The sequence below is a fragment of the Cytobacillus sp. NJ13 genome (assembly GCA_030348385.1).
Classification (GTDB): Bacteria; Bacillota; Bacilli; order Bacillales; family Cytobacillaceae; genus Cytobacillus.
The window spans coordinates 3,437,501-3,461,034 of the sequence record JAUCFP010000006.1; the positions used below are offsets into that span (position 1 = coordinate 3,437,501).

The 23,534-nt window shown below is 47.5% G+C and carries 15 protein-coding genes, 9 tRNA genes and 5 rRNA genes (1 of these 29 cut by a window edge); all 29 read right to left on the bottom strand.

Annotated elements, in window-relative coordinates; genetic code table 11:
- Positions 1–721 (bottom strand): 23S ribosomal RNA (locus QUF73_17200) (it extends 2,215 nt beyond the left edge of the window).
- Between the two features lie 308 nt (positions 722–1,029).
- Positions 1,030–2,579: ribosomal RNA gene (locus QUF73_17205) — 16S ribosomal RNA — on the bottom strand.
- A 163-nt stretch (positions 2,580–2,742) separates the two neighbouring features.
- Positions 2,743–2,818 (bottom strand) — tRNA-Ala (locus QUF73_17210).
- Between the two features lie 9 nt (positions 2,819–2,827).
- Positions 2,828–2,904 (bottom strand) — tRNA-Pro (locus QUF73_17215).
- Between the two features lie 5 nt (positions 2,905–2,909).
- A tRNA-Arg gene (locus tag QUF73_17220) sits at positions 2,910–2,986 on the bottom strand.
- Between the two features lie 14 nt (positions 2,987–3,000).
- Positions 3,001–3,089, bottom strand: a tRNA-Leu gene (locus QUF73_17225).
- A gap of 7 nt (positions 3,090–3,096) precedes the next feature.
- Positions 3,097–3,171 (bottom strand) — tRNA-Gly (locus QUF73_17230).
- A 6-nt stretch (positions 3,172–3,177) separates the two neighbouring features.
- Positions 3,178–3,262: transfer RNA gene (locus QUF73_17235), tRNA-Leu, on the bottom strand.
- 16 nt (positions 3,263–3,278) lie between these two features.
- Positions 3,279–3,354: transfer RNA gene (locus tag QUF73_17240), tRNA-Lys, on the bottom strand.
- A gap of 57 nt (positions 3,355–3,411) precedes the next feature.
- Positions 3,412–3,487, bottom strand: a tRNA-Thr gene (locus tag QUF73_17245).
- A gap of 5 nt (positions 3,488–3,492) precedes the next feature.
- Positions 3,493–3,568 (bottom strand) — tRNA-Val (locus QUF73_17250).
- 9 nt (positions 3,569–3,577) lie between these two features.
- Positions 3,578–3,694 (bottom strand): 5S ribosomal RNA (rrf, locus tag QUF73_17255).
- 79 nt (positions 3,695–3,773) lie between these two features.
- Positions 3,774–6,709, bottom strand: a 23S ribosomal RNA gene (locus tag QUF73_17260).
- Between the two features lie 308 nt (positions 6,710–7,017).
- Positions 7,018–8,567: ribosomal RNA gene (locus tag QUF73_17265) — 16S ribosomal RNA — on the bottom strand.
- The 16S, 23S and 5S rRNA genes sit together here with 9 tRNA genes alongside, the layout of an rRNA operon.
- 385 nt (positions 8,568–8,952) lie before the next feature.
- On the bottom strand, positions 8,953–10,452 hold the full coding sequence (gene lysS / locus QUF73_17270; GenBank protein MDM5227889.1) for a lysine--tRNA ligase: 1,500 nt from the start codon (positions 10,450–10,452) through the stop codon (positions 8,953–8,955).
- A gap of 201 nt (positions 10,453–10,653) precedes the next feature.
- Positions 10,654–11,655, bottom strand: a complete 1,002-nt coding sequence (gene dusB / locus QUF73_17275) for a tRNA dihydrouridine synthase DusB (GenBank protein ID MDM5227890.1) — start codon at positions 11,653–11,655, stop codon at positions 10,654–10,656.
- 36 nt (positions 11,656–11,691) lie between these two features.
- Positions 11,692–11,907, bottom strand: a complete 216-nt coding sequence (locus QUF73_17280) for a helix-turn-helix transcriptional regulator (GenBank protein MDM5227891.1) — start codon at positions 11,905–11,907, stop codon at positions 11,692–11,694.
- Positions 11,859–12,386 carry a 2-amino-4-hydroxy-6-hydroxymethyldihydropteridine diphosphokinase gene (gene folK / locus QUF73_17285; GenBank protein MDM5227892.1) on the bottom strand — a complete coding sequence of 176 codons (528 nt, stop codon included), beginning with the start codon at positions 12,384–12,386 and terminating at the stop codon, positions 11,859–11,861. Before folK ends, QUF73_17280 begins: the two co-directional genes overlap by 49 nt.
- Positions 12,383–12,745, bottom strand: coding sequence for a dihydroneopterin aldolase (gene folB, locus QUF73_17290; protein ID MDM5227893.1), 363 nt, complete (start codon positions 12,743–12,745; stop codon positions 12,383–12,385). The genes folK and folB overlap by 4 nt, the downstream gene beginning before the upstream one ends.
- Positions 12,738–13,574 carry a dihydropteroate synthase gene (folP, locus tag QUF73_17295; GenBank protein ID MDM5227894.1) on the bottom strand — a complete coding sequence of 279 codons (837 nt, stop codon included), beginning with the start codon at positions 13,572–13,574 and terminating at the stop codon, positions 12,738–12,740. The genes folB and folP overlap by 8 nt, the downstream gene beginning before the upstream one ends.
- A gap of 11 nt (positions 13,575–13,585) precedes the next feature.
- Positions 13,586–14,443, bottom strand: coding sequence for an aminodeoxychorismate lyase (gene pabC / locus QUF73_17300; GenBank protein MDM5227895.1), 858 nt, complete (start codon positions 14,441–14,443; stop codon positions 13,586–13,588).
- A 3-nt stretch (positions 14,444–14,446) separates the two neighbouring features.
- The gene (gene pabA, locus QUF73_17305; protein ID MDM5227896.1) at positions 14,447–15,040 is read right to left on the bottom strand and encodes an aminodeoxychorismate/anthranilate synthase component II; all 594 of its coding nucleotides are present in this window, start codon (positions 15,038–15,040) and stop codon (positions 14,447–14,449) included.
- Positions 15,037–16,452 carry an aminodeoxychorismate synthase, component I gene (gene pabB / locus QUF73_17310; protein MDM5227897.1) on the bottom strand — a complete coding sequence of 472 codons (1,416 nt, stop codon included), beginning with the start codon at positions 16,450–16,452 and terminating at the stop codon, positions 15,037–15,039. The genes pabA and pabB overlap by 4 nt, the downstream gene beginning before the upstream one ends.
- Before the next feature lie 114 nt (positions 16,453–16,566).
- On the bottom strand, positions 16,567–17,496 hold the full coding sequence (gene cysK, locus QUF73_17315; protein ID MDM5227898.1) for a cysteine synthase A: 930 nt from the start codon (positions 17,494–17,496) through the stop codon (positions 16,567–16,569).
- Positions 17,497–17,691: 195 nt separating this feature from the next.
- Positions 17,692–18,558, bottom strand: a complete 867-nt coding sequence (locus tag QUF73_17320; GenBank protein MDM5227899.1) for a peptidyl-prolyl cis-trans isomerase — start codon at positions 18,556–18,558, stop codon at positions 17,692–17,694.
- Positions 18,559–18,767: 209 nt separating this feature from the next.
- Positions 18,768–19,646 carry an Hsp33 family molecular chaperone HslO gene (gene hslO, locus QUF73_17325; GenBank protein MDM5227900.1) on the bottom strand — a complete coding sequence of 293 codons (879 nt, stop codon included), beginning with the start codon at positions 19,644–19,646 and terminating at the stop codon, positions 18,768–18,770.
- Positions 19,647–19,803: 157 nt separating this feature from the next.
- Positions 19,804–20,589: a type III pantothenate kinase gene (locus tag QUF73_17330; protein ID MDM5227901.1), complete on the bottom strand. Its 786-nt coding sequence runs from the start codon at positions 20,587–20,589 to the stop codon at positions 19,804–19,806.
- 262 nt (positions 20,590–20,851) lie between these two features.
- Positions 20,852–22,843 carry an ATP-dependent zinc metalloprotease FtsH gene (gene ftsH, locus QUF73_17335; GenBank protein ID MDM5227902.1) on the bottom strand — a complete coding sequence of 664 codons (1,992 nt, stop codon included), beginning with the start codon at positions 22,841–22,843 and terminating at the stop codon, positions 20,852–20,854.
- Between the two features lie 143 nt (positions 22,844–22,986).
- The gene (gene hpt, locus QUF73_17340; protein MDM5227903.1) at positions 22,987–23,532 is read right to left on the bottom strand and encodes a hypoxanthine phosphoribosyltransferase; all 546 of its coding nucleotides are present in this window, start codon (positions 23,530–23,532) and stop codon (positions 22,987–22,989) included.
- Between the last annotated feature and the right edge of the window lie 2 nt (positions 23,533–23,534).

Below are 23,534 nucleotides of genomic sequence, written 5' to 3' on the forward strand. Positions count from 1 at the left end.
TCGGGTCTACGACCACATACTCATTCGCCCTGTTCAGACTCGCTTTCGCTGCGGCTCCGTCTCTTCAACTTAACCTCGCATGTAATCGTAACTCGCCGGTTCATTCTACAAAAGGCACGCTATCACCCATTAACGGGCTCTAACTACTTGTAGGCACACGGTTTCAGGATCTCTTTCACTCCCCTTCCGGGGTGCTTTTCACCTTTCCCTCACGGTACTGGTTCACTATCGGTCACTAGGGAGTATTTAGCCTTGGGAGATGGTCCTCCCTGCTTCCGACGGGATTTCTCGTGTCCCGCCGTACTCAGGATCCACTCTGGAGGGAACGAAGTTTCAACTACAGGGCTTTTACCTTCTCTGGCCGGCCTTTCCAGACCTGTTCATTTACCTCGTTCCTTTGTAACTCCGTGTAGAGTGTCCTACAACCCCAGGAGGCAAGCCTCCTGGTTTGGGCTAATCCCGTTTCGCTCGCCGCTACTCAGGGAATCGCGTTTGCTTTCTCTTCCTCCGGGTACTTAGATGTTTCAGTTCCCCGGGTCTGCCTTCCATACCCTATGTATTCAGGTAAAGATCCTATCCCATTACGGATAGGGGGTTCCCCCATTCGGAAATCTCCGGATCAAAGCTTACTTACAGCTCCCCGAAGCATATCGGTGTTAGTACCGTCCTTCATCGGCTCCTAGTGCCAAGGCATTCACCGTGCGCCCTTTCTAACTTAACCTACTTCGGCCGCTGATCGACTGCGGATCTCTGCGTCAGCTCTCTCGCTCCGCTCCTCACGTACTGAAGTACGCTCCGGTGCTCACTCGGTCGCTTCCTTGATCTCCTTGCCGCTCATCGTCCTCATGGTTTGTGCTCTTACGTTGTTTTAAAACAATAATAAGAGAAAAAAAACTAAGATGGCGATTACTCGGTTATTGCTTCTTCATTAACATTATCTAGTTTTCAAAGAACGAATCTTTCAATGAGAGATTGAACTCTCAAAACTGAACGAACAAAACGCGTCACGTTTCATGTAAATATCCTTAGAAAGGAGGTGATCCAGCCGCACCTTCCGATACGGCTACCTTGTTACGACTTCACCCCAATCATCTGTCCCACCTTAGGCGGCTGGCTCCAAATGGTTACCCCACCGACTTCGGGTGTTACAAACTCTCGTGGTGTGACGGGCGGTGTGTACAAGGCCCGGGAACGTATTCACCGCGGCATGCTGATCCGCGATTACTAGCGATTCCGGCTTCATGCAGGCGAGTTGCAGCCTGCAATCCGAACTGAGAATGGTTTTATGGGATTCGCTTAACCTCGCGGTCTCGCAGCCCTTTGTACCATCCATTGTAGCACGTGTGTAGCCCAGGTCATAAGGGGCATGATGATTTGACGTCATCCCCACCTTCCTCCGGTTTGTCACCGGCAGTCACCTTAGAGTGCCCAACTGAATGCTGGCAACTAAGATCAAGGGTTGCGCTCGTTGCGGGACTTAACCCAACATCTCACGACACGAGCTGACGACAACCATGCACCACCTGTCATCCTGTCCCCCGAAGGGGAACGCCCTATCTCTAGGGTTGTCAGGAGATGTCAAGACCTGGTAAGGTTCTTCGCGTTGCTTCGAATTAAACCACATGCTCCACCGCTTGTGCGGGCCCCCGTCAATTCCTTTGAGTTTCAGCCTTGCGGCCGTACTCCCCAGGCGGAGTGCTTAATGCGTTTGCTGCAGCACTAAAGGGCGGAAACCCTCTAACACTTAGCACTCATCGTTTACGGCGTGGACTACCAGGGTATCTAATCCTGTTTGCTCCCCACGCTTTCGCGCCTCAGCGTCAGTTACAGACCAAAGAGTCGCCTTCGCCACTGGTGTTCCTCCACATCTCTACGCATTTCACCGCTACACGTGGAATTCCACTCTTCTCTTCTGCACTCAAGTTCCCCAGTTTCCAATGACCCTCCCCGGTTGAGCCGGGGGCTTTCACATCAGACTTAAGGAACCGCCTGCGCGCGCTTTACGCCCAATAATTCCGGACAACGCTTGCCACCTACGTATTACCGCGGCTGCTGGCACGTAGTTAGCCGTGGCTTTCTGGTTAGGTACCGTCAAGGTACCGGCAGTTACTCCGGTACTTGTTCTTCCCTAACAACAGAGTTTTACGATCCGAAAACCTTCATCACTCACGCGGCGTTGCTCCGTCAGACTTTCGTCCATTGCGGAAGATTCCCTACTGCTGCCTCCCGTAGGAGTCTGGGCCGTGTCTCAGTCCCAGTGTGGCCGATCACCCTCTCAGGTCGGCTACGCATCGTCGCCTTGGTGAGCCGTTACCTCACCAACTAGCTAATGCGCCGCGGGCCCATCTGTAAGTGATAGCCGAAACCATCTTTCAGCTTTCCCTCATGTGAGGGAAAGAATTATCCGGTATTAGCCCCGGTTTCCCGGAGTTATCCCAGTCTTACAGGCAGGTTGCCCACGTGTTACTCACCCGTCCGCCGCTGACTTCAGGGAGCAAGCTCCCATCTGTCCGCTCGACTTGCATGTATTAGGCACGCCGCCAGCGTTCGTCCTGAGCCAGGATCAAACTCTCCATATAAGAGTTGATTAAGCTCATAAATTGTCTTTTAAAAAAAAGACTAAAGAATTAACGTTGACGTTTTTGTTCGTTCAGTTTTCAAAGATCAATCCGCCGCCCAAAGGCGACTTTATTATCTTATCAGATTCAATCATCTGAGTCAATAACTTTTTTAAAAGTTTTTTGGTGGAGCCTAGCGGGATCGAACCGCTGACCTCCTGCGTGCAAAGCAGGCGCTCTCCCAGCTGAGCTAAGGCCCCAATAATAAATGGTCGGGAAGACAGGATTCGAACCTGCGACCCCTTGGTCCCAAACCAAGTGCTCTACCAAGCTGAGCTACTCCCCGTATAATGGCGCGCCCGAGAGGAGTCGAACCCCTAACCTTTTGATCCGTAGTCAAACGCTCTATCCAATTGAGCTACGGGCGCAAAATGAAATTAAATGGTGCCGAGGACCGGAATCGAACCGGTACGGTAGTCACCTACCGCAGGATTTTAAGTCCTGTGCGTCTGCCAGTTCCGCCACCCCGGCATAAAAATGGAGCGGAAGACGGGATTCGAACCCGCGACCCCCACCTTGGCAAGGTGATGTTCTACCACTGAACTACTTCCGCTTAAAATGGTGCGGGTGAAGGGAGTCGAACCCCCACGCCTCGCGGCGCCAGATCCTAAGTCTGGTGCGTCTGCCAATTCCGCCACACCCGCAATATGAAATTAAAAATGGTGAGCCATGAAGGACTCGAACCTTCGACCCTCTGATTAAAAGTCAGATGCTCTACCGACTGAGCTAATGGCTCATAATGTTATGAGACTTCCTAAAGCCTGAATGGCTTCATTCTCTAAAAGAATTGAAGTGGTGCCGGTGAGAGGACTTGAACCCCCAACCTACTGATTACAAGTCAGTTGCTCTACCAATTGAGCTACGCCGGCAAATATGGTGGAGGATGACGGGATCGAACCGCCGACCCTCTGCTTGTAAGGCAGATGCTCTCCCAGCTGAGCTAATCCTCCATTATATATGCCCGGCAGCGTCCTACTCTCACAGGGGGACAGCCCCCAACTACCATCGGCGCTGAGAAGCTTAACTTCCGTGTTCGGTATGGGAACGGGTGTGACCTTCTCGCTATCGCCACCGGACTATTTGGTTGAAGAAACTTCGTTCCCTCAAAACTAGATAATGCATGAAGAAGTGTTTGCCGAGTAATAACCATATGACTTGGTTAAGTCCTCGATCGATTAGTATCAGTCAGCTCCACATGTCGCCACGCTTCCACCTCTGACCTATCAACCTGATCATCTTTCAGGGATCTTACTAGCTTGACGCTATGGGAAATCTCATCTCGAGGGGGGCTTCATGCTTAGATGCTTTCAGCACTTATCCCTTCCGCACATAGCTACCCAGCGATGCCTTTGGCAAGACAACTGGTACACCAGCGGTGCGTCCATCCCGGTCCTCTCGTACTAAGGACAGCTCCTCTCAAATTTCCTGCGCCCACGACGGATAGGGACCGAACTGTCTCACGACGTTCTGAACCCAGCTCGCGTACCGCTTTAATGGGCGAACAGCCCAACCCTTGGGACCGACTACAGCCCCAGGATGCGATGAGCCGACATCGAGGTGCCAAACCTCCCCGTCGATGTGGACTCTTGGGGGAGATAAGCCTGTTATCCCCGGGGTAGCTTTTATCCGTTGAGCGATGGCCCTTCCATGCGGAACCACCGGATCACTAAGCCCGACTTTCGTCCCTGCTCGACTTGTAGGTCTCGCAGTCAAGCTCCCTTGTGCCTTTACACTCTGCGAATGATTTCCAACCATTCTGAGGGAACCTTTGGGCGCCTCCGTTACTTTTTAGGAGGCGACCGCCCCAGTCAAACTGCCCACCTGACACTGTCTCCCGCCCCGATCAGGGGCGCGGGTTAGAATTTCAATACAGCCAGGGTAGTATCCCACCGACGCCTCCACCGAAGCTGGCGCTCCGGCTTCTCAGGCTCCTACCTATCCTGTACAAGCTGTACCAAAATTCAATATCAGGCTACAGTAAAGCTCCACGGGGTCTTTCCGTCCTGTCGCGGGTAACCTGCATCTTCACAGGTACTATAATTTCACCGAGTCTCTCGTTGAGACAGTGCCCAGATCGTTACGCCTTTCGTGCGGGTCGGAACTTACCCGACAAGGAATTTCGCTACCTTAGGACCGTTATAGTTACGGCCGCCGTTTACTGGGGCTTCGATTCAAAGCTTCGCTTGCGCTAACCTCTCCTCTTAACCTTCCAGCACCGGGCAGGCGTCAGCCCCTATACTTCGCCTTGCGGCTTCGCAGAGACCTGTGTTTTTGCTAAACAGTCGCCTGGGCCTATTCACTGCGGCTCATCAGGGCTATGCACCCTAATGAGCACCCCTTCTCCCGAAGTTACGGGGTCATTTTGCCGAGTTCCTTAACGAGAGTTCTCTCGCTCACCTTAGGATTCTCTCCTCGCCTACCTGTGTCGGTTTGCGGTACGGGCACCTTTTCCCTCGCTAGAGGCTTTTCTTGGCAGTGTGGAATCAGGAACTTCGGTACTAAATTTCCCTCGCCGTCACAGCTCAGCCTGTGTGGTAACGGGATTTGCCTCGTTACCGGCCTAACTGCTTGGACGCGCTAATCCAGCAGCGCGCTTACCCTATCCTCCTGCGTCCCCCCATTGCTCAAACGGTAAAGAGGTGGTACAGGAATATCAACCTGTTGTCCATCGCCTACGCTTTTCAGCCTCGGCTTAGGTCCCGACTAACCCTGAGCGGACGAGCCTTCCTCAGGAAACCTTAGGCATTCGGTGGATGGGATTCTCACCCATCTTTCGCTACTCATACCGGCATTCTCACTTCTAAGCGCTCCACCAGTCCTTGCGGTCTGGCTTCAACGCCCTTAGAACGCTCTCCTACCACTGACATCGGAAGATGTCAATCCACAGCTTCGGTGATACGTTTAGCCCCGGTACATTTTCGGCGCGGAGTCACTCGACCAGTGAGCTATTACGCACTCTTTAAATGGTGGCTGCTTCTAAGCCAACATCCTGGTTGTCTAAGCAACTCCACATCCTTTTCCACTTAACGTATACTTTGGGACCTTAGCTGGTGGTCTGGGCTGTTTCCCTCTTGACTACGGATCTTATCACTCGCAGTCTGACTCCCATGGATAAGTCTTTGGCATTCGGAGTTTGTCTGAATTCGGTAACCCGATGGGGGCCCCTAGTCCAAACAGTGCTCTACCTCCAAGACTCTTACTACATGAGGCTAGCCCTAAAGCTATTTCGGAGAGAACCAGCTATCTCCAAGTTCGATTGGAATTTCTCCGCTACCCACACCTCATCCCCGCACTTTTCAACGTGCGTGGGTTCGGGCCTCCATCCAGTGTTACCTGGACTTCACCCTGGACATGGGTAGATCACCTGGTTTCGGGTCTACGACCACATACTCATTCGCCCTGTTCAGACTCGCTTTCGCTGCGGCTCCGTCTCTTCAACTTAACCTCGCATGTAATCGTAACTCGCCGGTTCATTCTACAAAAGGCACGCTATCACCCATTAACGGGCTCTAACTACTTGTAGGCACACGGTTTCAGGATCTCTTTCACTCCCCTTCCGGGGTGCTTTTCACCTTTCCCTCACGGTACTGGTTCACTATCGGTCACTAGGGAGTATTTAGCCTTGGGAGATGGTCCTCCCTGCTTCCGACGGGATTTCTCGTGTCCCGCCGTACTCAGGATCCACTCTGGAGGGAACGAAGTTTCAACTACAGGGCTTTTACCTTCTCTGGCCGGCCTTTCCAGACCTGTTCATTTACCTCGTTCCTTTGTAACTCCGTGTAGAGTGTCCTACAACCCCAGGAGGCAAGCCTCCTGGTTTGGGCTAATCCCGTTTCGCTCGCCGCTACTCAGGGAATCGCGTTTGCTTTCTCTTCCTCCGGGTACTTAGATGTTTCAGTTCCCCGGGTCTGCCTTCCATACCCTATGTATTCAGGTAAAGATCCTATCCCATTACGGATAGGGGGTTTCCCCATTCGGAAATCTCCGGATCAAAGCTTACTTACAGCTCCCCGAAGCATATCGGTGTTAGTACCGTCCTTCATCGGCTCCTAGTGCCAAGGCATTCACCGTGCGCCCTTTCTAACTTAACCTACTTCGGCCGCTGATCGACTGCGGATCTCTGCGTCAGCTCTCTCGCTCCGCTCCTCACGTACTGAAGTACGCTCCGGTGCTCACTCGGTCGCTTCCTTGATCTCCTTGCCGCTCATCGTCCTCATGGTTTGTGCTCTTACGTTGTTTTAAAACAATAATAAGAGAAAAAAAACTAAGATGGCGATTACTCGGTTATTGCTTCTTCATTAACATTATCTAGTTTTCAAAGAACGAATCTTTCAATGAGAGATTGAACTCTCAAAACTGAACGAACAAAACGCGTCACGTTTCATGTAAATATCCTTAGAAAGGAGGTGATCCAGCCGCACCTTCCGATACGGCTACCTTGTTACGACTTCACCCCAATCATCTGTCCCACCTTAGGCGGCTGGCTCCAAATGGTTACCCCACCGACTTCGGGTGTTACAAACTCTCGTGGTGTGACGGGCGGTGTGTACAAGGCCCGGGAACGTATTCACCGCGGCATGCTGATCCGCGATTACTAGCGATTCCGGCTTCATGCAGGCGAGTTGCAGCCTGCAATCCGAACTGAGAATGGTTTTATGGGATTCGCTTAACCTCGCGGTCTCGCAGCCCTTTGTACCATCCATTGTAGCACGTGTGTAGCCCAGGTCATAAGGGGCATGATGATTTGACGTCATCCCCACCTTCCTCCGGTTTGTCACCGGCAGTCACCTTAGAGTGCCCAACTGAATGCTGGCAACTAAGATCAAGGGTTGCGCTCGTTGCGGGACTTAACCCAACATCTCACGACACGAGCTGACGACAACCATGCACCACCTGTCATCCTGTCCCCCGAAGGGGAACGCCCTATCTCTAGGGTTGTCAGGAGATGTCAAGACCTGGTAAGGTTCTTCGCGTTGCTTCGAATTAAACCACATGCTCCACCGCTTGTGCGGGCCCCCGTCAATTCCTTTGAGTTTCAGCCTTGCGGCCGTACTCCCCAGGCGGAGTGCTTAATGCGTTTGCTGCAGCACTAAAGGGCGGAAACCCTCTAACACTTAGCACTCATCGTTTACGGCGTGGACTACCAGGGTATCTAATCCTGTTTGCTCCCCACGCTTTCGCGCCTCAGCGTCAGTTACAGACCAAAGAGTCGCCTTCGCCACTGGTGTTCCTCCACATCTCTACGCATTTCACCGCTACACGTGGAATTCCACTCTTCTCTTCTGCACTCAAGTTCCCCAGTTTCCAATGACCCTCCCCGGTTGAGCCGGGGGCTTTCACATCAGACTTAAGGAACCGCCTGCGCGCGCTTTACGCCCAATAATTCCGGACAACGCTTGCCACCTACGTATTACCGCGGCTGCTGGCACGTAGTTAGCCGTGGCTTTCTGGTTAGGTACCGTCAAGGTACCGGCAGTTACTCCGGTACTTGTTCTTCCCTAACAACAGAGTTTTACGATCCGAAAACCTTCATCACTCACGCGGCGTTGCTCCGTCAGACTTTCGTCCATTGCGGAAGATTCCCTACTGCTGCCTCCCGTAGGAGTCTGGGCCGTGTCTCAGTCCCAGTGTGGCCGATCACCCTCTCAGGTCGGCTACGCATCGTCGCCTTGGTGAGCCGTTACCTCACCAACTAGCTAATGCGCCGCGGGCCCATCTGTAAGTGATAGCCGAAACCATCTTTCAGCTTTCCCTCATGTGAGGGAAAGAATTATCCGGTATTAGCCCCGGTTTCCCGGAGTTATCCCAGTCTTACAGGCAGGTTGCCCACGTGTTACTCACCCGTCCGCCGCTGACTTCAGGGAGCAAGCTCCCATCTGTCCGCTCGACTTGCATGTATTAGGCACGCCGCCAGCGTTCGTCCTGAGCCAGGATCAAACTCTCCATATAAGAGTTGATTAAGCTCATAAATTGTCTTTTAAAAAAAAGACTAAAGAATTAACGTTGACGTTTTTGTTCGTTCAGTTTTCAAAGATCAATCCGCCGCCCAAAGGCGACTTTATTATCTTATCAGATTCAATCATCTGAGTCAATAACTTTTTTTAAAATCTTTTTTGTAAGTCGCTGTCTCGCAGCAACGAATATAAATATATCACCTCACAGGACAACATGCAATATGTTTTTTTCTTTTTTATCCGCAAAAAAGAAAGAAAAAATATTCCCATTATTCTGCTCGAAAAAAAGTATCATTTATGCAGATCTTACGTTCCTAAATCCTTTATATAAAACAAAAAAAGACAGAGCACGCGCTGTACTCTGCCTTGATTTATAAATTTTAACGATGGCGCATTAACGGGAATAACAGAACATCTCTAATAGAAGGAGAGTTTGTCAGCAGCATAACAAGGCGGTCAATCCCAATGCCAAGTCCGCCAGTTGGCGGCATGCCGTATTCAAGAGCTTCAATGAAGTCGTCATCCATCATATGAGCTTCATCATTGCCCTCTTCGCGTTCTTTCAGCTGTGCTTCAAAACGCTCGCGCTGGTCAATCGGATCATTCAGCTCAGTGAAGGCATTCGCATGTTCACGGGCTACAATGAATAATTCAAATCGATCTGTAAAGCGCGGATCTTCCTCATTTTTCTTCGCAAGCGGTGAAATCTCGACAGGATGTCCATAGATGAATGTAGGCTGAATTAATTTTTCTTCAACCTTCTGCTCGAAGAATTCGTTAACAATATGTCCATATTCCATATTGTCTTTGATTTCAACACCGTGTTCTTTGGCAAGCTGCTGCGCTTCTTCCTTGCTTGTTTCTTTCCAGAAGTCTACCCCTGTGTATTCCTTAATGGCATCTACCATATGAAGCCTTTTCCATTCAGGCTTAAGATCCACTTCATACTCACCGTATTGCACAGTAGTTGTTCCAAGGACTTCCTGGGCAATGTGGGCAATAAGGTTTTCTGTCAGGCTCATAATATCTCTATAGTCAGCATAAGCTTCGTACAATTCAATCATAGTGAATTCAGGATTGTGCCGTGTTGATACACCTTCATTACGGAATACCCGGCCAATTTCATATACCTTTTCAAGGCCGCCCACAATCAGGCGCTTCAGGTGAAGCTCAATCGCGATACGCATATAAAGTTCCATATCCAGCGCATTATGATGAGTGATAAATGGACGTGCAGATGCTCCCCCTGCAATGGAATGCATCATAGGTGTTTCAACTTCAAGGTAGCCATGGCTGTCAAGGTAGCGGCGCATGGATTGGATAATGCGGCTTCTCGTGATGAAAGTCTGTTTGCTTTCCTCGCTCATAATTAGATCCAGGTAACGCTGGCGGTAACGCTGCTCAACGTCTTTAAGACCGTGGAACTTATCCGGAAGCGGACGCAGGGATTTTGTCAGAAGGTCAAATTCCTGCGCTTTTACAGACAGTTCGCCTACCTTTGTTTTAAAGAGCGTACCGCTGACCCCAATGATATCTCCCAGGTCGGCAGATTCAAAGATTGCATAGCTATCTTCCCCAACTGCATCTTTGCGGATGTAGATTTGAATTTGTCCTGATAGATCTTGTATATGAGCGAATCCGGCTTTCCCTTTTCCGCGTTTTGTCATAATGCGGCCTGCCAGCGTGACAGAAACATTCTTTTCTTCAATTTCTTCTTTTTCAAGCTCACCGTACTGCTCAATTAATTCTTTGCTTTGGTGAGAACGGTCGAAACGTTTCCCGAAAGGATCCATTCCCTGTTCGCGCAAGCTGTTCATTTTTTCGCGTCTTACTTTTAACTGGTCATTTAATTCTTCATGACTCTGGCTCACTAAAATCATCTCCATTTTGTAAATCTTTTTATGTACGCACAATTCTGCGGTCCTTCAAAAATGTATATCTCTATTATTTTACACAAAGTGAGTAAATCAGACATCCTAAATATTTAAATAGAATAAAAACTGCCAGTTCATGCACTGGCAGTTTCCTTTTATCAAAAGTATTATAGGCAAAGAATGACAGCCTGTCAAACTATACGCCGCTTATCCAGCCTGTGTCTGGCTTCTTTCCTTTTCTTCTGCATCGATAACTAAAGCGTTCAGCAATGTAACAAGATCTTCTCTCGTATCACATTCGTTGACCGCATTGCGGACTTTCGCATTGCCGCGGATTCCTTTAAGGTACCATGCTGCATGCTTTCTCATTTCACGGACAGCGATAAATTCGCCTTTTAATGAAATCAGACGGTCCAGGTGAAGAATGCACACTTCAATTTTCTCGCGTACAGAAGGCTCGCCCATTAATTCACCAGTCTCAAGGTATTTGACTGTGCGGTAAATCATCCATGGGTTTCCTAGCGCAGCACGTCCGATCATAACACCGTCACAGCCTGTTTCATCGAGCATACGCTTAGCATCCTGGGGTGTCTGCACATCACCATTTCCGATAAGCGGGATGTTAATGCTCTGCTTCACTTCGCGGATGATCTCCCAGTTTGCTTTCCCTTCATACATTTGAACACGCGTACGTCCGTGAAGGGCTACAGCTTTGCCGCCTGCGCGTTCAACAGCCTGAGCGTTTTTAACAGCATAGATGTGATCTTCATCCCAGCCCATGCGCATCTTCACGGTAACAGGCTTTTCGACAGCATCTGTTACAACCGAAACCATTTCATAAATTTTATCCGGGTCAAGGAGCCACTTGGCACCTGCATCACATTTGGTAATCTTAGGGACAGGGCAACCCATGTTAATGTCGATGATATCTGCATTCGTATTTTTATCTACAAATTTCGCTGCTTCTACCAGCGTTTCTTTTTCGCCACCGAAAATCTGCAGGCTTAGCGGTTTTTCTCTTTCATCGATATATAGCATGTTCATTGTTCGTTCGTTTTTTAAGACAATGCCTTTGTCGCTGACCATCTCAGCACATACGAGACCGGCACCGAATTCTTTTACAGTCAGACGGAAAGCCGAGTTGCACACTCCGGCCATCGGAGCCAGTACCACACGGTTTTTCATCTCGATATCGCCAATTTTGAACATGATTGCACCTCCTTTTAAAATATTCAAGCGTATATATTAATCATGCTCCTGCCTGGGAGCCAATTCTTCCTGTGTTACTTTAAGTGCCAGAGCGATCTGCTCAATTAAAGCAGGTGCAGGCATGCGGTTTCCTCTTTCAATTTCACCTAAGATCGAAACCGATACACCCAGTTCTCTCGCAAATCCTTCTTGTGTAAATCCTTTTAGCTTTCGAAAAGCGCGAATACGTCTTCCCCATTTTTCTGCTTCCATATCCGTACTCCCTCTCTGTCAGGTATATCTTCCAGTATTGAAATTAAGGGCCTCTCCATCTTCGGAAGCCTGATGCTGGAATCAACCTCTAAAAGAGGAACAAGGACAAATGCTCTTTCATGCATCCGAGGATGAGGAACAATAAGCTTCTCTGTTTCAATATTTTCGTGATTATACAGCAAAATGTCAAGGTCTATTGTCCGGGGCCCCCAATGGATTTCCCTTTTTCTCCCAAGTTTTAATTCTATATCAAGGCATGCATCCAGCAATTCACAAGGACTTAATCCTGTAGAAATTTGGATCGCCATATTTAAAAATTGTTCTTGATCTTCATAACCAACCGGGTCGGTTTCGTAAATAGATGAAGTATTTACCACTCGGGTATCCGGAAGCTGATCAATCATCTCAATAGCTTCCTTCAAGTGATCAAACCTGCTGCCGATATTTGAGCCAAGTGCAATAAAAGCGGAATTCTTCATGATCTGCCTCTCGTAATTTCAACGGCAACTGATTGATAGTGGCCAGGAATGGGCGGATCAGGCTTGATGACTTTGACAGTCAGCTGCAGAATCAGCGGAAAACGCGAAAGAAGTTCTGCTGCCAGCTTTTCTGCTACAGCTTCAACCAGCTTATAGGGCTTTCCTTCCACAACCTCTTTGCAGACTGCATACAGCTCGCCATAGTTAATGGAGTCATCAAGATTATCTGTTTCCCCCGCCTTTTTCAGGTCTGCTTCCACGGTAAGGTCTACAGCAAAGCGCTGTCCAAGGCGTGTTTCTTCCGGAAAAACACCATGGTAGCCATAGAACTCCATTCGGTTTACATAGATTTTATCCATTGTATTCACCTTTTCCCATTAAAGCGTCCATCATTTTAGCCATTCGGCCCATTTCCTTTACATCATGGATGCGAATGATCTGGCACCCTTTTTGGATGCCATAGCAGACTGTGGCTCCGGTCCCTTCTGTCCTTTCCTCAACCGGAAGGTCCAGGATGGTTCCGATCATCCGCTTTTTCGATGTTCCAAGCAGCACTGGATACCCGATGGCAACAAGCTTGTCCAAATCTCTCATCATTTGCAGGTTATAATTCAAGTCTTTGGCAAAACCGATGCCCGGGTCAAGGATAATGTTCTCGTCCTTAACACCGGCAGACTTTACAAGCGCGATGCTTTCATACAGGTCATTCATGACATCACGGAAAAATGAAGTGTATTCCATATTTTTGCGGTTATGCATTAAGATAATCGGCGCTCCCGTTTCCGCTGCGACTGATGCCATCTGAGGATCCGCTTTAGCACCCCAGACATCATTGATAATATGAGCTCCGGCTTCAATGGCCTGCCTGGCGACTTCAGCTTTATAGGTATCAATCGATATTGGAACATCGACTTCCTTTGAAATCGCCTCGATGACAGGAAGAACACGCTTCAGCTCTTCGTCTGCTAGCACCGGATCAAATCCCGGACGGGTTGATTCTCCCCCGACATCGATGATATCCGCTCCGTTTTCAACCATTTCCAGGGCATGCTTGACTGCCAGATCCTGATGACTGTATTTGCCGCCATCTGAAAATGAATCCGGCGTTGCATTCAAAATTCCCATCACCATGGTTTTCTTTCCGTAATCCAACGTATATGGGCCACACTGAATTGTTGTTTTAGACATTATGAATCCTCCTACAGTTCATTCCTGCTCCATAATTGTTCACAGTGGTTTTCATAGTGAAGCTGGAGCTCTGTTGTTTTCTTGCCGGAAAGCCCTTGCATGGGATGGCCATCAAACGAGCAAATCGGTACAATTTCCTGGATGGAGTTCGTTACAAAAACTTCATCTGCTCCCAATATAGCTTCCGGCCTATACATGCCTTCCTGTACAATCATCCCCAATTTCTCTGCAAGCCTGATCACAAATCTTCGGGTAATGCCGTTTAGTATGCCAGTACCAAGCGAGGGCGTAAATAAGTGGCCTTCATTAATCCAGAATAAATTCGAAGTGACCCCTTCTGCCAAAAAGCCTTCTTTTGTCAAAAATATCCCTTCTATGCCAGGGTCGTCACCCGCTTCTTTTTTAGCCAGAATGTTATTTAAATAATGATGGGACTTCAGGCGTTCTGTCCCTTCAGGTGTATTGCGGGGAATCTTCAGCCATACTGCATGCTTTTCCGCGCCAGTACTTCTTGGGGGAAGCGGTTTGCAGAAGAGAATCGTATTCGGGTTTGAGTACGGAGCTGTCTGCAGGCCTATCTCACCATTCCCCGCTGACACATTCATCCGGATATAGGCATTGTTGTATCCGTTTTTTTCGAGAAGCATCTCCAGCGCCTCGAGCACACTTTCTCTTTTATAGCTTGCATCGATATTCAGAACTTCCAGGCTCCGGTTCAGCCTTTCCAGATGGTCATCCAGTAAAAAAGGATGACCATTGTAGACACGGAAGGTTTCAAACAGACCCAATCCATATAAAAAGCCATGATCAAAAGGAGAGATCCTCACTTGTTCTATCCTGATAACTTCACCATTCATGTAAATATACAAGGTTTACATCCCCTCTGTTTGCAGTGATGCTTTGTAATGCTGAATAAAATTCTGCAGCAATTCTTTTCCGGCCGTTGTTAAAATCGACTCCGGATGGAATTGTACCCCTTCCACAGGAAGTTCCTTATGGCGAATGGCCATAATTTCTCCTTCCTCCGTCCAGGCCGAAACCTCAAGGCAATCTGGCAGAGTCTCCTTTTTTACAATCAGCGAATGGTAGCGGGTGGCAGGAAACGGATTGGGCAAGCCTTTAAAAATCGTTTTCCCATCATGAAAAATGTCAGAGGTTTTTCCATGCATGAGCCGCTCTGCTTGTACAACATCACCGCCGAATACTTGGGCAATTGATTGGTGTCCCAAACAAACGCCGAAAACAGGGATTTTGCCCGCAAATGCTTCAATGGCTTCCAGGCTGATGCCTGCTTCATTCGGGCTGCACGGCCCCGGAGAGATCATTAGGAACTTCGGCTGCAAACTGCCAATTTCAGAAATAGACGTTTCATCGTTTCTTTTTATAACCAGCTCTTCGCCTAATTCACCAAGATACTGTACGAGATTATACGTAAAAGAGTCGTAATTATCGATCATATAAATCATAGCTGATCCCCTTTTGCCTGTTCTGCGAGTTCTTTTGCTTTCCAAAGAGCAATAGCCTTTTTCAGCGACTCCTTGTATTCATTTTTCGGATTAGAGTCAATGACAATGCCGGCACCCGCCTGCACATGGGCCTGTCCTTCTTTAACAAGCATCGTCCGGATGATGATGTTCAGTTCCAGGTCGCCGCTGAAATTGATCCAGCCAAGAGATCCGGTGTATGGCCCCCTTGTGACCGGTTCAAGCTCTTCAATGATCTCCATAGTCCGCACCTTTGGGGCCCCTGTAATGGTCCCTCCCGGAAACACAGCGTCGATGATATCAACAGCAGTCTTCCCCTCTGTCAGCTCCCCTTTTACATGGGAGACGATATGCATCACATGTGAGTATTTTTCAATGACCATGAACTCATCCACTGTAACGGTGCCATATTTGCAGACTCTTCCCAGGTCATTTCGCTCAAGATCGACCAGCATCACGTGCTCTGCACGTTCTTTCTCATTTTCAATCAGTTCACTGGCGAGTTTGAGGTCCTCCTCATGGTCCTTCCCGCGGGATCTTGTCCCGGCAATCGGCCGCGTACTGACGGTGTTTCCTTTTTTCTTAATCAGCAGTTCCGGAGATCCGCTTACAAGCTGGTATCCCGGCGTGTGGAAATACCCCATGTATGGAGAGGGGTTTAACGCTCTCAGCTGCTCGTATACATCCATTGCCTGGATATGAATTGGGCGGCTTTGGCATACCGAGAGATTTACCTGGAAGACATCTCCCTGTGAAATATATTCCTGAATACTCCTGACGGCAGCCATGAATTCTTCTTCATTCATGGATACACCAAGTGTATTTTCAGCCTGATTGTATTCCGCTTTCGCAGATGGCTCCTCACTTTCATTCTTCCATCTCTGCTCCCAATTCTCTACCCGTTCCTCAATCGCCTGCTCTTCCCCTTTTTCGTATAAGAAAATCAGCCAGAGCTCTTCGGTTTCATGGTCAAAGACAAAGCATTCTTTATAAATGAAAAAATGAATATCAGGTATCTGCAGATCATCTTGAGCGTCATTTGGAAGCTTTTCGATATAACGTGCGTAATCATAGCTGATAAACCCGATTGCACCTCCCTGAAAGTCAGGAAGTTCATCGAGCTTATCTGCTTTATATTGATTCAGCCATTCCTGCATCAAGTGAAGGGGGTTACCTTCCAGCACCTGTTTTTCGCCGTCTCTAACAATTTCAAGTTCTGAATTTTTGCCTGTTAAAATGGCATCCGGCTCAAAAGCTGCGATACTGTACCTGCCTCCCCGTCCGCTTTCAAGTAAAATATGATGTGCCAATCCCTCCGACTGTGAGCGGTATTGGCGGAAGAACCGATTATATGTATAAGGTATTTTTTTGGCATGGATGTGAAGCTGCTTCAATGAATGTCACCCCTATATTTTTCTCTTTTTTCATCATACATTATGTAGGGCATGCTTTCATAATTTTTATTGTACGCAAAAAACAGCGGCCATCAGAGACCGCTGTCATATCAATTATTCAGCTTCAAATTGGTATAAAGGAGTACTTAAATAACGCTCGCCGTTACTTGGGATAATGGCCAGAACCTTTTTCCCTTTTCCAAGCTCTTTAGCAACTTTTAGCGCCGCACTGATCGCCGCACCAGAGGAAATTCCTCCTAGGATCCCTTCTTCCTTGGCCGCGCGGCGGGCATAATCAAATGCCTCATCATTTGTAATTTGAATCACTTCATCATAAATCTTTGTATCCAGCGTATCCGGTACAAATCCTGCTCCAATGCCCTGGATTTTATGAGGACCCGGCTTTCCGCCTGATAGTACAGGTGAATCAGTTGGTTCAACTGCGTAAATTTTGATATTTTTATATTTTTCTTTAAGCACTTGGCCGGCACCTGTAATCGTTCCGCCTGTACCGATTCCGGATATGAATGCATCCAGCTGGTCGCCCATTTGCTCTGTGATTTCTGGTCCTGTTGTTAAACGGTGAATTTCAGGGTTCGCAGGGTTTTCAAACTGCTGAGGCACGAAATAGCCATTTTCCTTTGCCAATTCCTGCGCCTTGCGGATCGCACCGCCCATTCCTTCCGGTCCAGGTGTGAGTACAAGGTCGGCACCGTAAGCACGAAGCAAATTGCGGCGCTCCATACTCATCGTCTCCGGCATGACAAGAACCGCTTTATAGCCTTTTGCTGCTGCAATCATCGCTAATCCGATTCCTGTATTTCCGCTTGTAGGTTCAATAATGGTATCACCTGGTTTGAGGCTTCCTTCTTTCTCTGCGGCAGTGATCATTGCCAGGGCAATACGGTCTTTTACGCTGCTGCCAGGATTCATGTACTCCAATTTTAGATAAACATCTGCACTATTATCATCAACTAAACGGTTTAGTTTCACAATTGGCGTCTGGCCAACAAGGTCTGCAATAGAATTTGCTACACGTACCATTTTCCCCACTCCTCATTTCCGACTATTTTTATTGGTTTAATACAAATTTACCAATTTCCAATGGGAATGTCAATGAATTTGATTGCTATTTAAAAGAAAATTCATACTTTTGTCATTATATTTAAACTGCCCATTTTTATACATGAATCGCAATTTATACAGAAAAAAACACGGAACTCCCTCCGTGCTCTTTATTTACTGCTCACCGTAAAACCACTCAACCTCTGCTTCATTCCAAAAGGGCTTGGCAGAGACAGGAACATCCATCTGCTCAAGAGCGATCTGGCGGCGAATCATGCTCTTCACTTCTTTAAAGGAATAATTTTCTCCCTTTAAATGCTCATGAAGCTTTACAACGGCATATCCATCTTCCGTTTTAATAGGCTTGGTCCACTTGCCGGGCTTAAGGGTTTTAACCTGTTCCAGGACTTCTGCCGGTATGTGTTCATCATCTTCACTGACATACCCTGCATTCCCCCCCAGACCGGCGGTAAATTCATCGATCGACCGTTCCATCGCCAGCACAGAGAAGCTCGAGCCTTCATCCAGCTCCTTTAATGTCTGCTCCGCTTCTTCTTTTGTTTTAACGATAATCTGAGAGATGTGATAGGTGTCCGGAACTTGGAACTGGCTGCTGTTTTGTTCATAATAACTCTTCATTTCTTCTTCTGAGACGGAGACATCGGCAGTCAGCAGTTCTTCAAGAATAAGATTATTTTTGATTTGCCTGCGCCACTTGTCTTCGCTCATCTCTTCGGTGAAATTGCCGCCGTACATGGTCTTGACCATTTTCAGTTCAAGATCTATAGCCTTATCAGAGATCTTCACCCCGTATTTTTCCCCTGCTTCTTCAATGACCTTCTGATCAATTAATTCACTTAATGTGCTTTTCCCGTATTTTGTTTCCATTTCACTCATCCATTCCTGGCGAGTGATTTTGTCTCCGCCGACTTTTGCTACTGCTTCCCCGCTGCCATCGCCTTTAAAAAGCAAAAAGGCCAATGTGATAAGATTCAGCAGCACCAAACCGGCAATGATCATTAAAAGCTGTCTCTTTTCCAAGTGCTCCTCCCCCTACGAAAAGCGCAAGCGCCTTGCCCACCCCCGACACCTCGGGGGGATAGGCGATGGAGCTAGACAGTTCTCGAAGTTCAAAGATATAAATTTTGTTAATACAAAAAGCGTAAGCTTCCCGTTCCCCCAAACGGCTTAACTTTTTTTCGGGAGCTATTTGGGTCCTTTAGGCAGACGCTTAATCAATTTCAAGCTTATTACTTTACTTCGTTCTTTAATTCTTCCAGTTCTTCTTTAGTGTAATGGTATTTCTCATTGCAGAAATGACAGGAAGCCTCAGCCTGGCCGTCTTCATCGATCATCTGCTGGATTTCCTCTTCACCCAGGCTGATAATTGCATTGGCAAAACGCTCTTTTGAACATGTACAAGTAAAGGATACAGGAAGCTTCTCAAGGAACTTCACATTGTCTTTGCCAAGGATCGTTTCCAATAGCTCTTCAGGCGTTAATCCCTGCTGGATCAATTTGGATACAGGCGGGATCTCTTTTAGCCTGTTTTCAATTAATGTAATCGTCTCTTCACCGGTTCCCGGCATAAGCTGCAGAATGAAGCCCCCAGCAGCAAGAATGGAGTTGTCGGGGTTAACGAGAACACCCACTCCAACGGAAGAAGGCACCTGTTCAGAAGTAACAAAGTAATAAGTGAAATCTTCTCCAAGTTCTCCGGAAATCAGCGGAACCTGTCCTGTGAAGTGTTCTCTCATTCCGATGTCCTTCACGACAGTCAAGGTCCCTTCAGTTCCGACCGCACGGCGCACATCAAGCTTGCCCTGTTCATTAAGATCGAAGTGGGTCTGCGGGTTTGTTACATATCCGCGCACTTCTCCCTTTGCATTGCTGTCTACCAGGATAGCGCCAATTGGACCCCCGCCTTCAATTTTAATGGTCAGTTTGTTATCGCCCTTCAGCATGGCCCCCATCATCACACCAGCCGTCATGGATCTGCCCAATGCAGCTGAGGCGGTTGGCCATGTATAATGCCTGCGCTGGCCCTCCCCAACTGTTTCGGTAGTGCGGGATGCATAGGCACGGACTTGTCCATCATATGCAAGTGCTTTTACTAGATAATCGCTCATTTTTTGCTCCTTTCTACGAAAAGCGCAAGCGCCTTGCCCACCCCCGACACCCTGGAGGGGGGCAGGCTGCTTTCGCTAGACAATTTTCGAAGTCCAAAAAGTTTACACATACTTATCTTCCAGAAAACCGCTTATAATGCAGCGGCTTTTTAAAAGCTTACGTCCTATTTTTTATGGTTTCCATATTTCGTTTATAAATAATCTGCAGACCCTTTAAAGTTAAAAATGGATCCACGACATCAATAATATCCGATTCCTGCGCAATTAGGCCTGCGAGACCCCCAGTGGCAATGACAGTAGGTTTTTGAACTGCCTGATCTTTCATTCTTTTTACTATACCTTCAACCTGGCCAACATAACCATATAAAATCCCAGCCTGCATGGCAGATACGGTATTCTTCCCGACAATATGATCAGGACGGGCAATTTCTATTCTCGGAAGCTTGGCTGCACGGGAGTAAAGAGCCTCGGTCGAGATTCCGATTCCGGGAGCAATTGCGCCACCCATATATTGCTTATTTTCATTGATATAGCAATAGGTAGTGGCTGTTCCAAAATCGACAATGACTAACGGGCTGCCATATTCATGAATGGCTGCTATTGCATTGACGATGCGGTCTGCACCAACTTCCCTCGGATTTTCGTACTTGATGTTTAAGCCTGTCTTGATTCCAGGACCCACGACAAGGGGCTTAACATGGAAGTATTTCTGGCACATTCTTTCAAGCGAAAACATGATTGGCGGCACTACAGAGGAAATGATAATGCCATCTATATCTGAAAAGGAAAGATTCACATGCTCAAACAGAGACTTTACAATCATTCCGTATTCATCTTCTGTTTTATTCCGGTTGGTTTCAATTCGCCAATGATGCTTTAATTCATCTTGGTCATAGACACCCAGAACGATATTCGTATTTCCCACGTCGAAAACAAAGATCAACATTCTCACCACTTTATGATTATTTAGAAAAGCAAGCGCTTTGCCCGCCCCCGAAACCTCGAGGGAGCAGGCTGCTTGCGCTAGACAGTTCTCAAAGTACAACGTATAAATTTTAAGAAAATAAAAAACTCAAGAGCCTAATTTTTTTACACTGAAAACATCATATCACAACTGTTATTGTTTCGTGTAATCGAAAATTCCAACCGGTCTGGCAATTGATATTTTTCCCGCAAAAAAAAGCGCCCCTAGAGGCGCTTTTTGGTTATTTGTCTTTGCGTTCTTCATCGATGGCAGGAGGCACATCCGCTTCTGCAGGGCTTGAGCCTTCCCTGGTTTCAGGAATTTCGCCTGTTTCAGCAGGATCCTCTTTCTTGATGCTGATGTTCACTTTCACATCTTCATCAGTTGAAATGGAAGTCACTGAACGGTCAGGCAGTCTGCCATGTTCTGATAGATGCTTGATTTGCTCTGCATCAAGCGTTTCGACTTCAAGCAATGTATTGGCGATCAGATTCAGCTTATCTCGGTTTTCCGTTAAGAGCTTTCTTGCTCTTTCATAAGATTCCTTGATAATGCGCTGGATTTCAAGATCGATTTCATATGCTATTGCATCTGAATAGTTCTGTTCATTATGGAAGTCACGTCCAAGGAAGACCTGGCCGCCCTGAGACTGTCCGAACTGTAATGGTCCAAGCTTGTCGCTCATTCCAAATTCAGTAACCATGCGGCGGGCAATACCTGTCGCACGCTGGAAGTCATTATGGGCACCTGTACTTACTTCGCCGAACACGATTTCCTCCGCAACACGTCCGCCAAGCAAGCCGACAATTTTGTCGAGAAGCTCAGGCTTCGTCTGGAAGTATCGGTCTTCTTTCGGGAGCATAACTGCGTATCCGCCAGCCTGGCCGCGCGGCACGATTGTCACTTTATGAACCATTTCAGCTTCATCAAGCACTAAACCGATGACCGTATGACCCGCTTCGTGGAAAGCAACGATGTTTCTTTCCTTTTTGGAAATAACACGGCTTTTCTTAGCTGGTCCCGCAATAACGCGGTCTGTTGCTTCATCGATATCTTCCATATCGACTTTTTTCTTATTGCGGCGGGCAGCTACAAGCGCTGCTTCATTCAATAGATTTTCAAGGTCTGCACCTGAAAAACCAGGTGTACGCATCGCAATGCTCTTTAAGTTAACCGACTCATCTAAAGGCTTGTTGCGGGCATGTACTTTAAGCACTGCTTCACGGCCTTTGACGTCTGGGCGGTCAACCGTAATCTGTCTGTCAAAACGTCCCGGACGCAATAATGCCGGGTCAAGAATATCCGGACGGTTTGTGGCAGCAATGATGATAATTCCTTCATTTGCTCCAAACCCATCCATTTCAACTAAAAGCTGGTTAAGGGTCTGCTCGCGTTCATCGTGTCCGCCGCCAAGGCCGGCACCACGCTGGCGTCCTACAGCATCAATTTCATCGATAAAAATAATACATGGCGCGTTCTTTTTGGCATTTTCGAATAAGTCACGGACACGGGAAGCACCCACACCTACGAACATTTCAACGAAATCAGAACCGCTTATAGAGAAGAACGGAACGCCTGCTTCACCGGCTGCTGCCCGTGCAAGCAAAGTTTTACCTGTTCCCGGAGGTCCTACAAGAAGAACCCCTTTAGGAATTCTTGCTCCCAATTCAGCAAACTTGCGCGGGTCTTTAAGGAACTCAACGACCTCAACAAGCTCCTGCTTTTCTTCATCGGCGCCTGCAACATCTTTAAAGCGCACTTTCTTTTTGCTTTCATCATATAGCTTGGCTTTGCTTTTGCCGAAGTTCATCACACGGCTGCCTCCGCCCTGCGCCTGATTCAGCAGGAAGAAGAATAGTATGAAGATGATGATGAAAGGAATGATTGACGTAAAGAATGTCACCCATCCGCTTGTTTCCTTAGCCGGCATGACTTCAACCTCTGAAGACTGGGCTAATTGATCCACACGGTCAAGGATATTATCATTGTTCATGATATAAGTCAGGAAGTATTTGCCTTCCTCATATCCTTCTAGCTGACCCCGTACTTCAAATACACCTCTCTCAGGCTGAAGGGAAATGGACGTAATATCGCCGCTTTCCAAGTGATCAACAAATTTATTATAAGAGATGTGCTCCGTTGGTTCATTGTTGCCGTTAAAGAAGCTGACAACTCCAATAATGACTAAAAATATTAATAAATAAAAGATGGTATTCCGGAAGATCCGATTCATCCCTTACCTCCTCCCACGGTAAACAAACTATAGTGTATAGTATCATAGAAAATCGTGCCAATACAAGGAATTAGACTTCTTAAAACCGGGTGATTCTTGTTTCAGTAAAGGGCTTTAATGCAAAATCAATGCTTAGGATTTCCTTAATCGTTATTGCTGTATACTTCCGGCTTCAAGACTCCAATATATGGAAGATTACGGTACTTTTCCGAGTAATCCAGGCCGTAGCCGACTACGAATTCATCAGGAACAATAAATCCTACATAATCAGCTTTGATATCAGCCTTTCTTCCTGTTGGCTTGTCAAGCAGTGTTACAATCTTAATGCTTTTCGCTTTTCTGTAGCGGAACAGCTCAACAAGGTAGCTGAGTGTCAAGCCGCTGTCGATGATATCCTCAATGATAAGAATATCTCTGCCTTCCACAGAAGTATCAAGGTCTTTCAGAATTTTCACTTCTCCCGAAGAAACCATTGCATTTCCATAGCTTGATACATCCATGAAGTCCATCTCAAGATATGTATCCACGCGCTTTAAAAGGTCGCTCATGAAAGGCATCGCCCCTTTTAAAACCCCAATGGCAAGCGGGAATCGGTCCTGGTATTCTTCAGTAAGTTCTGCAGCAAGGGATTTAATCTTATCCTGCAGCTCCTCTTCCGAAATCAGTACTTTTTCAATATCATTTTTCATCA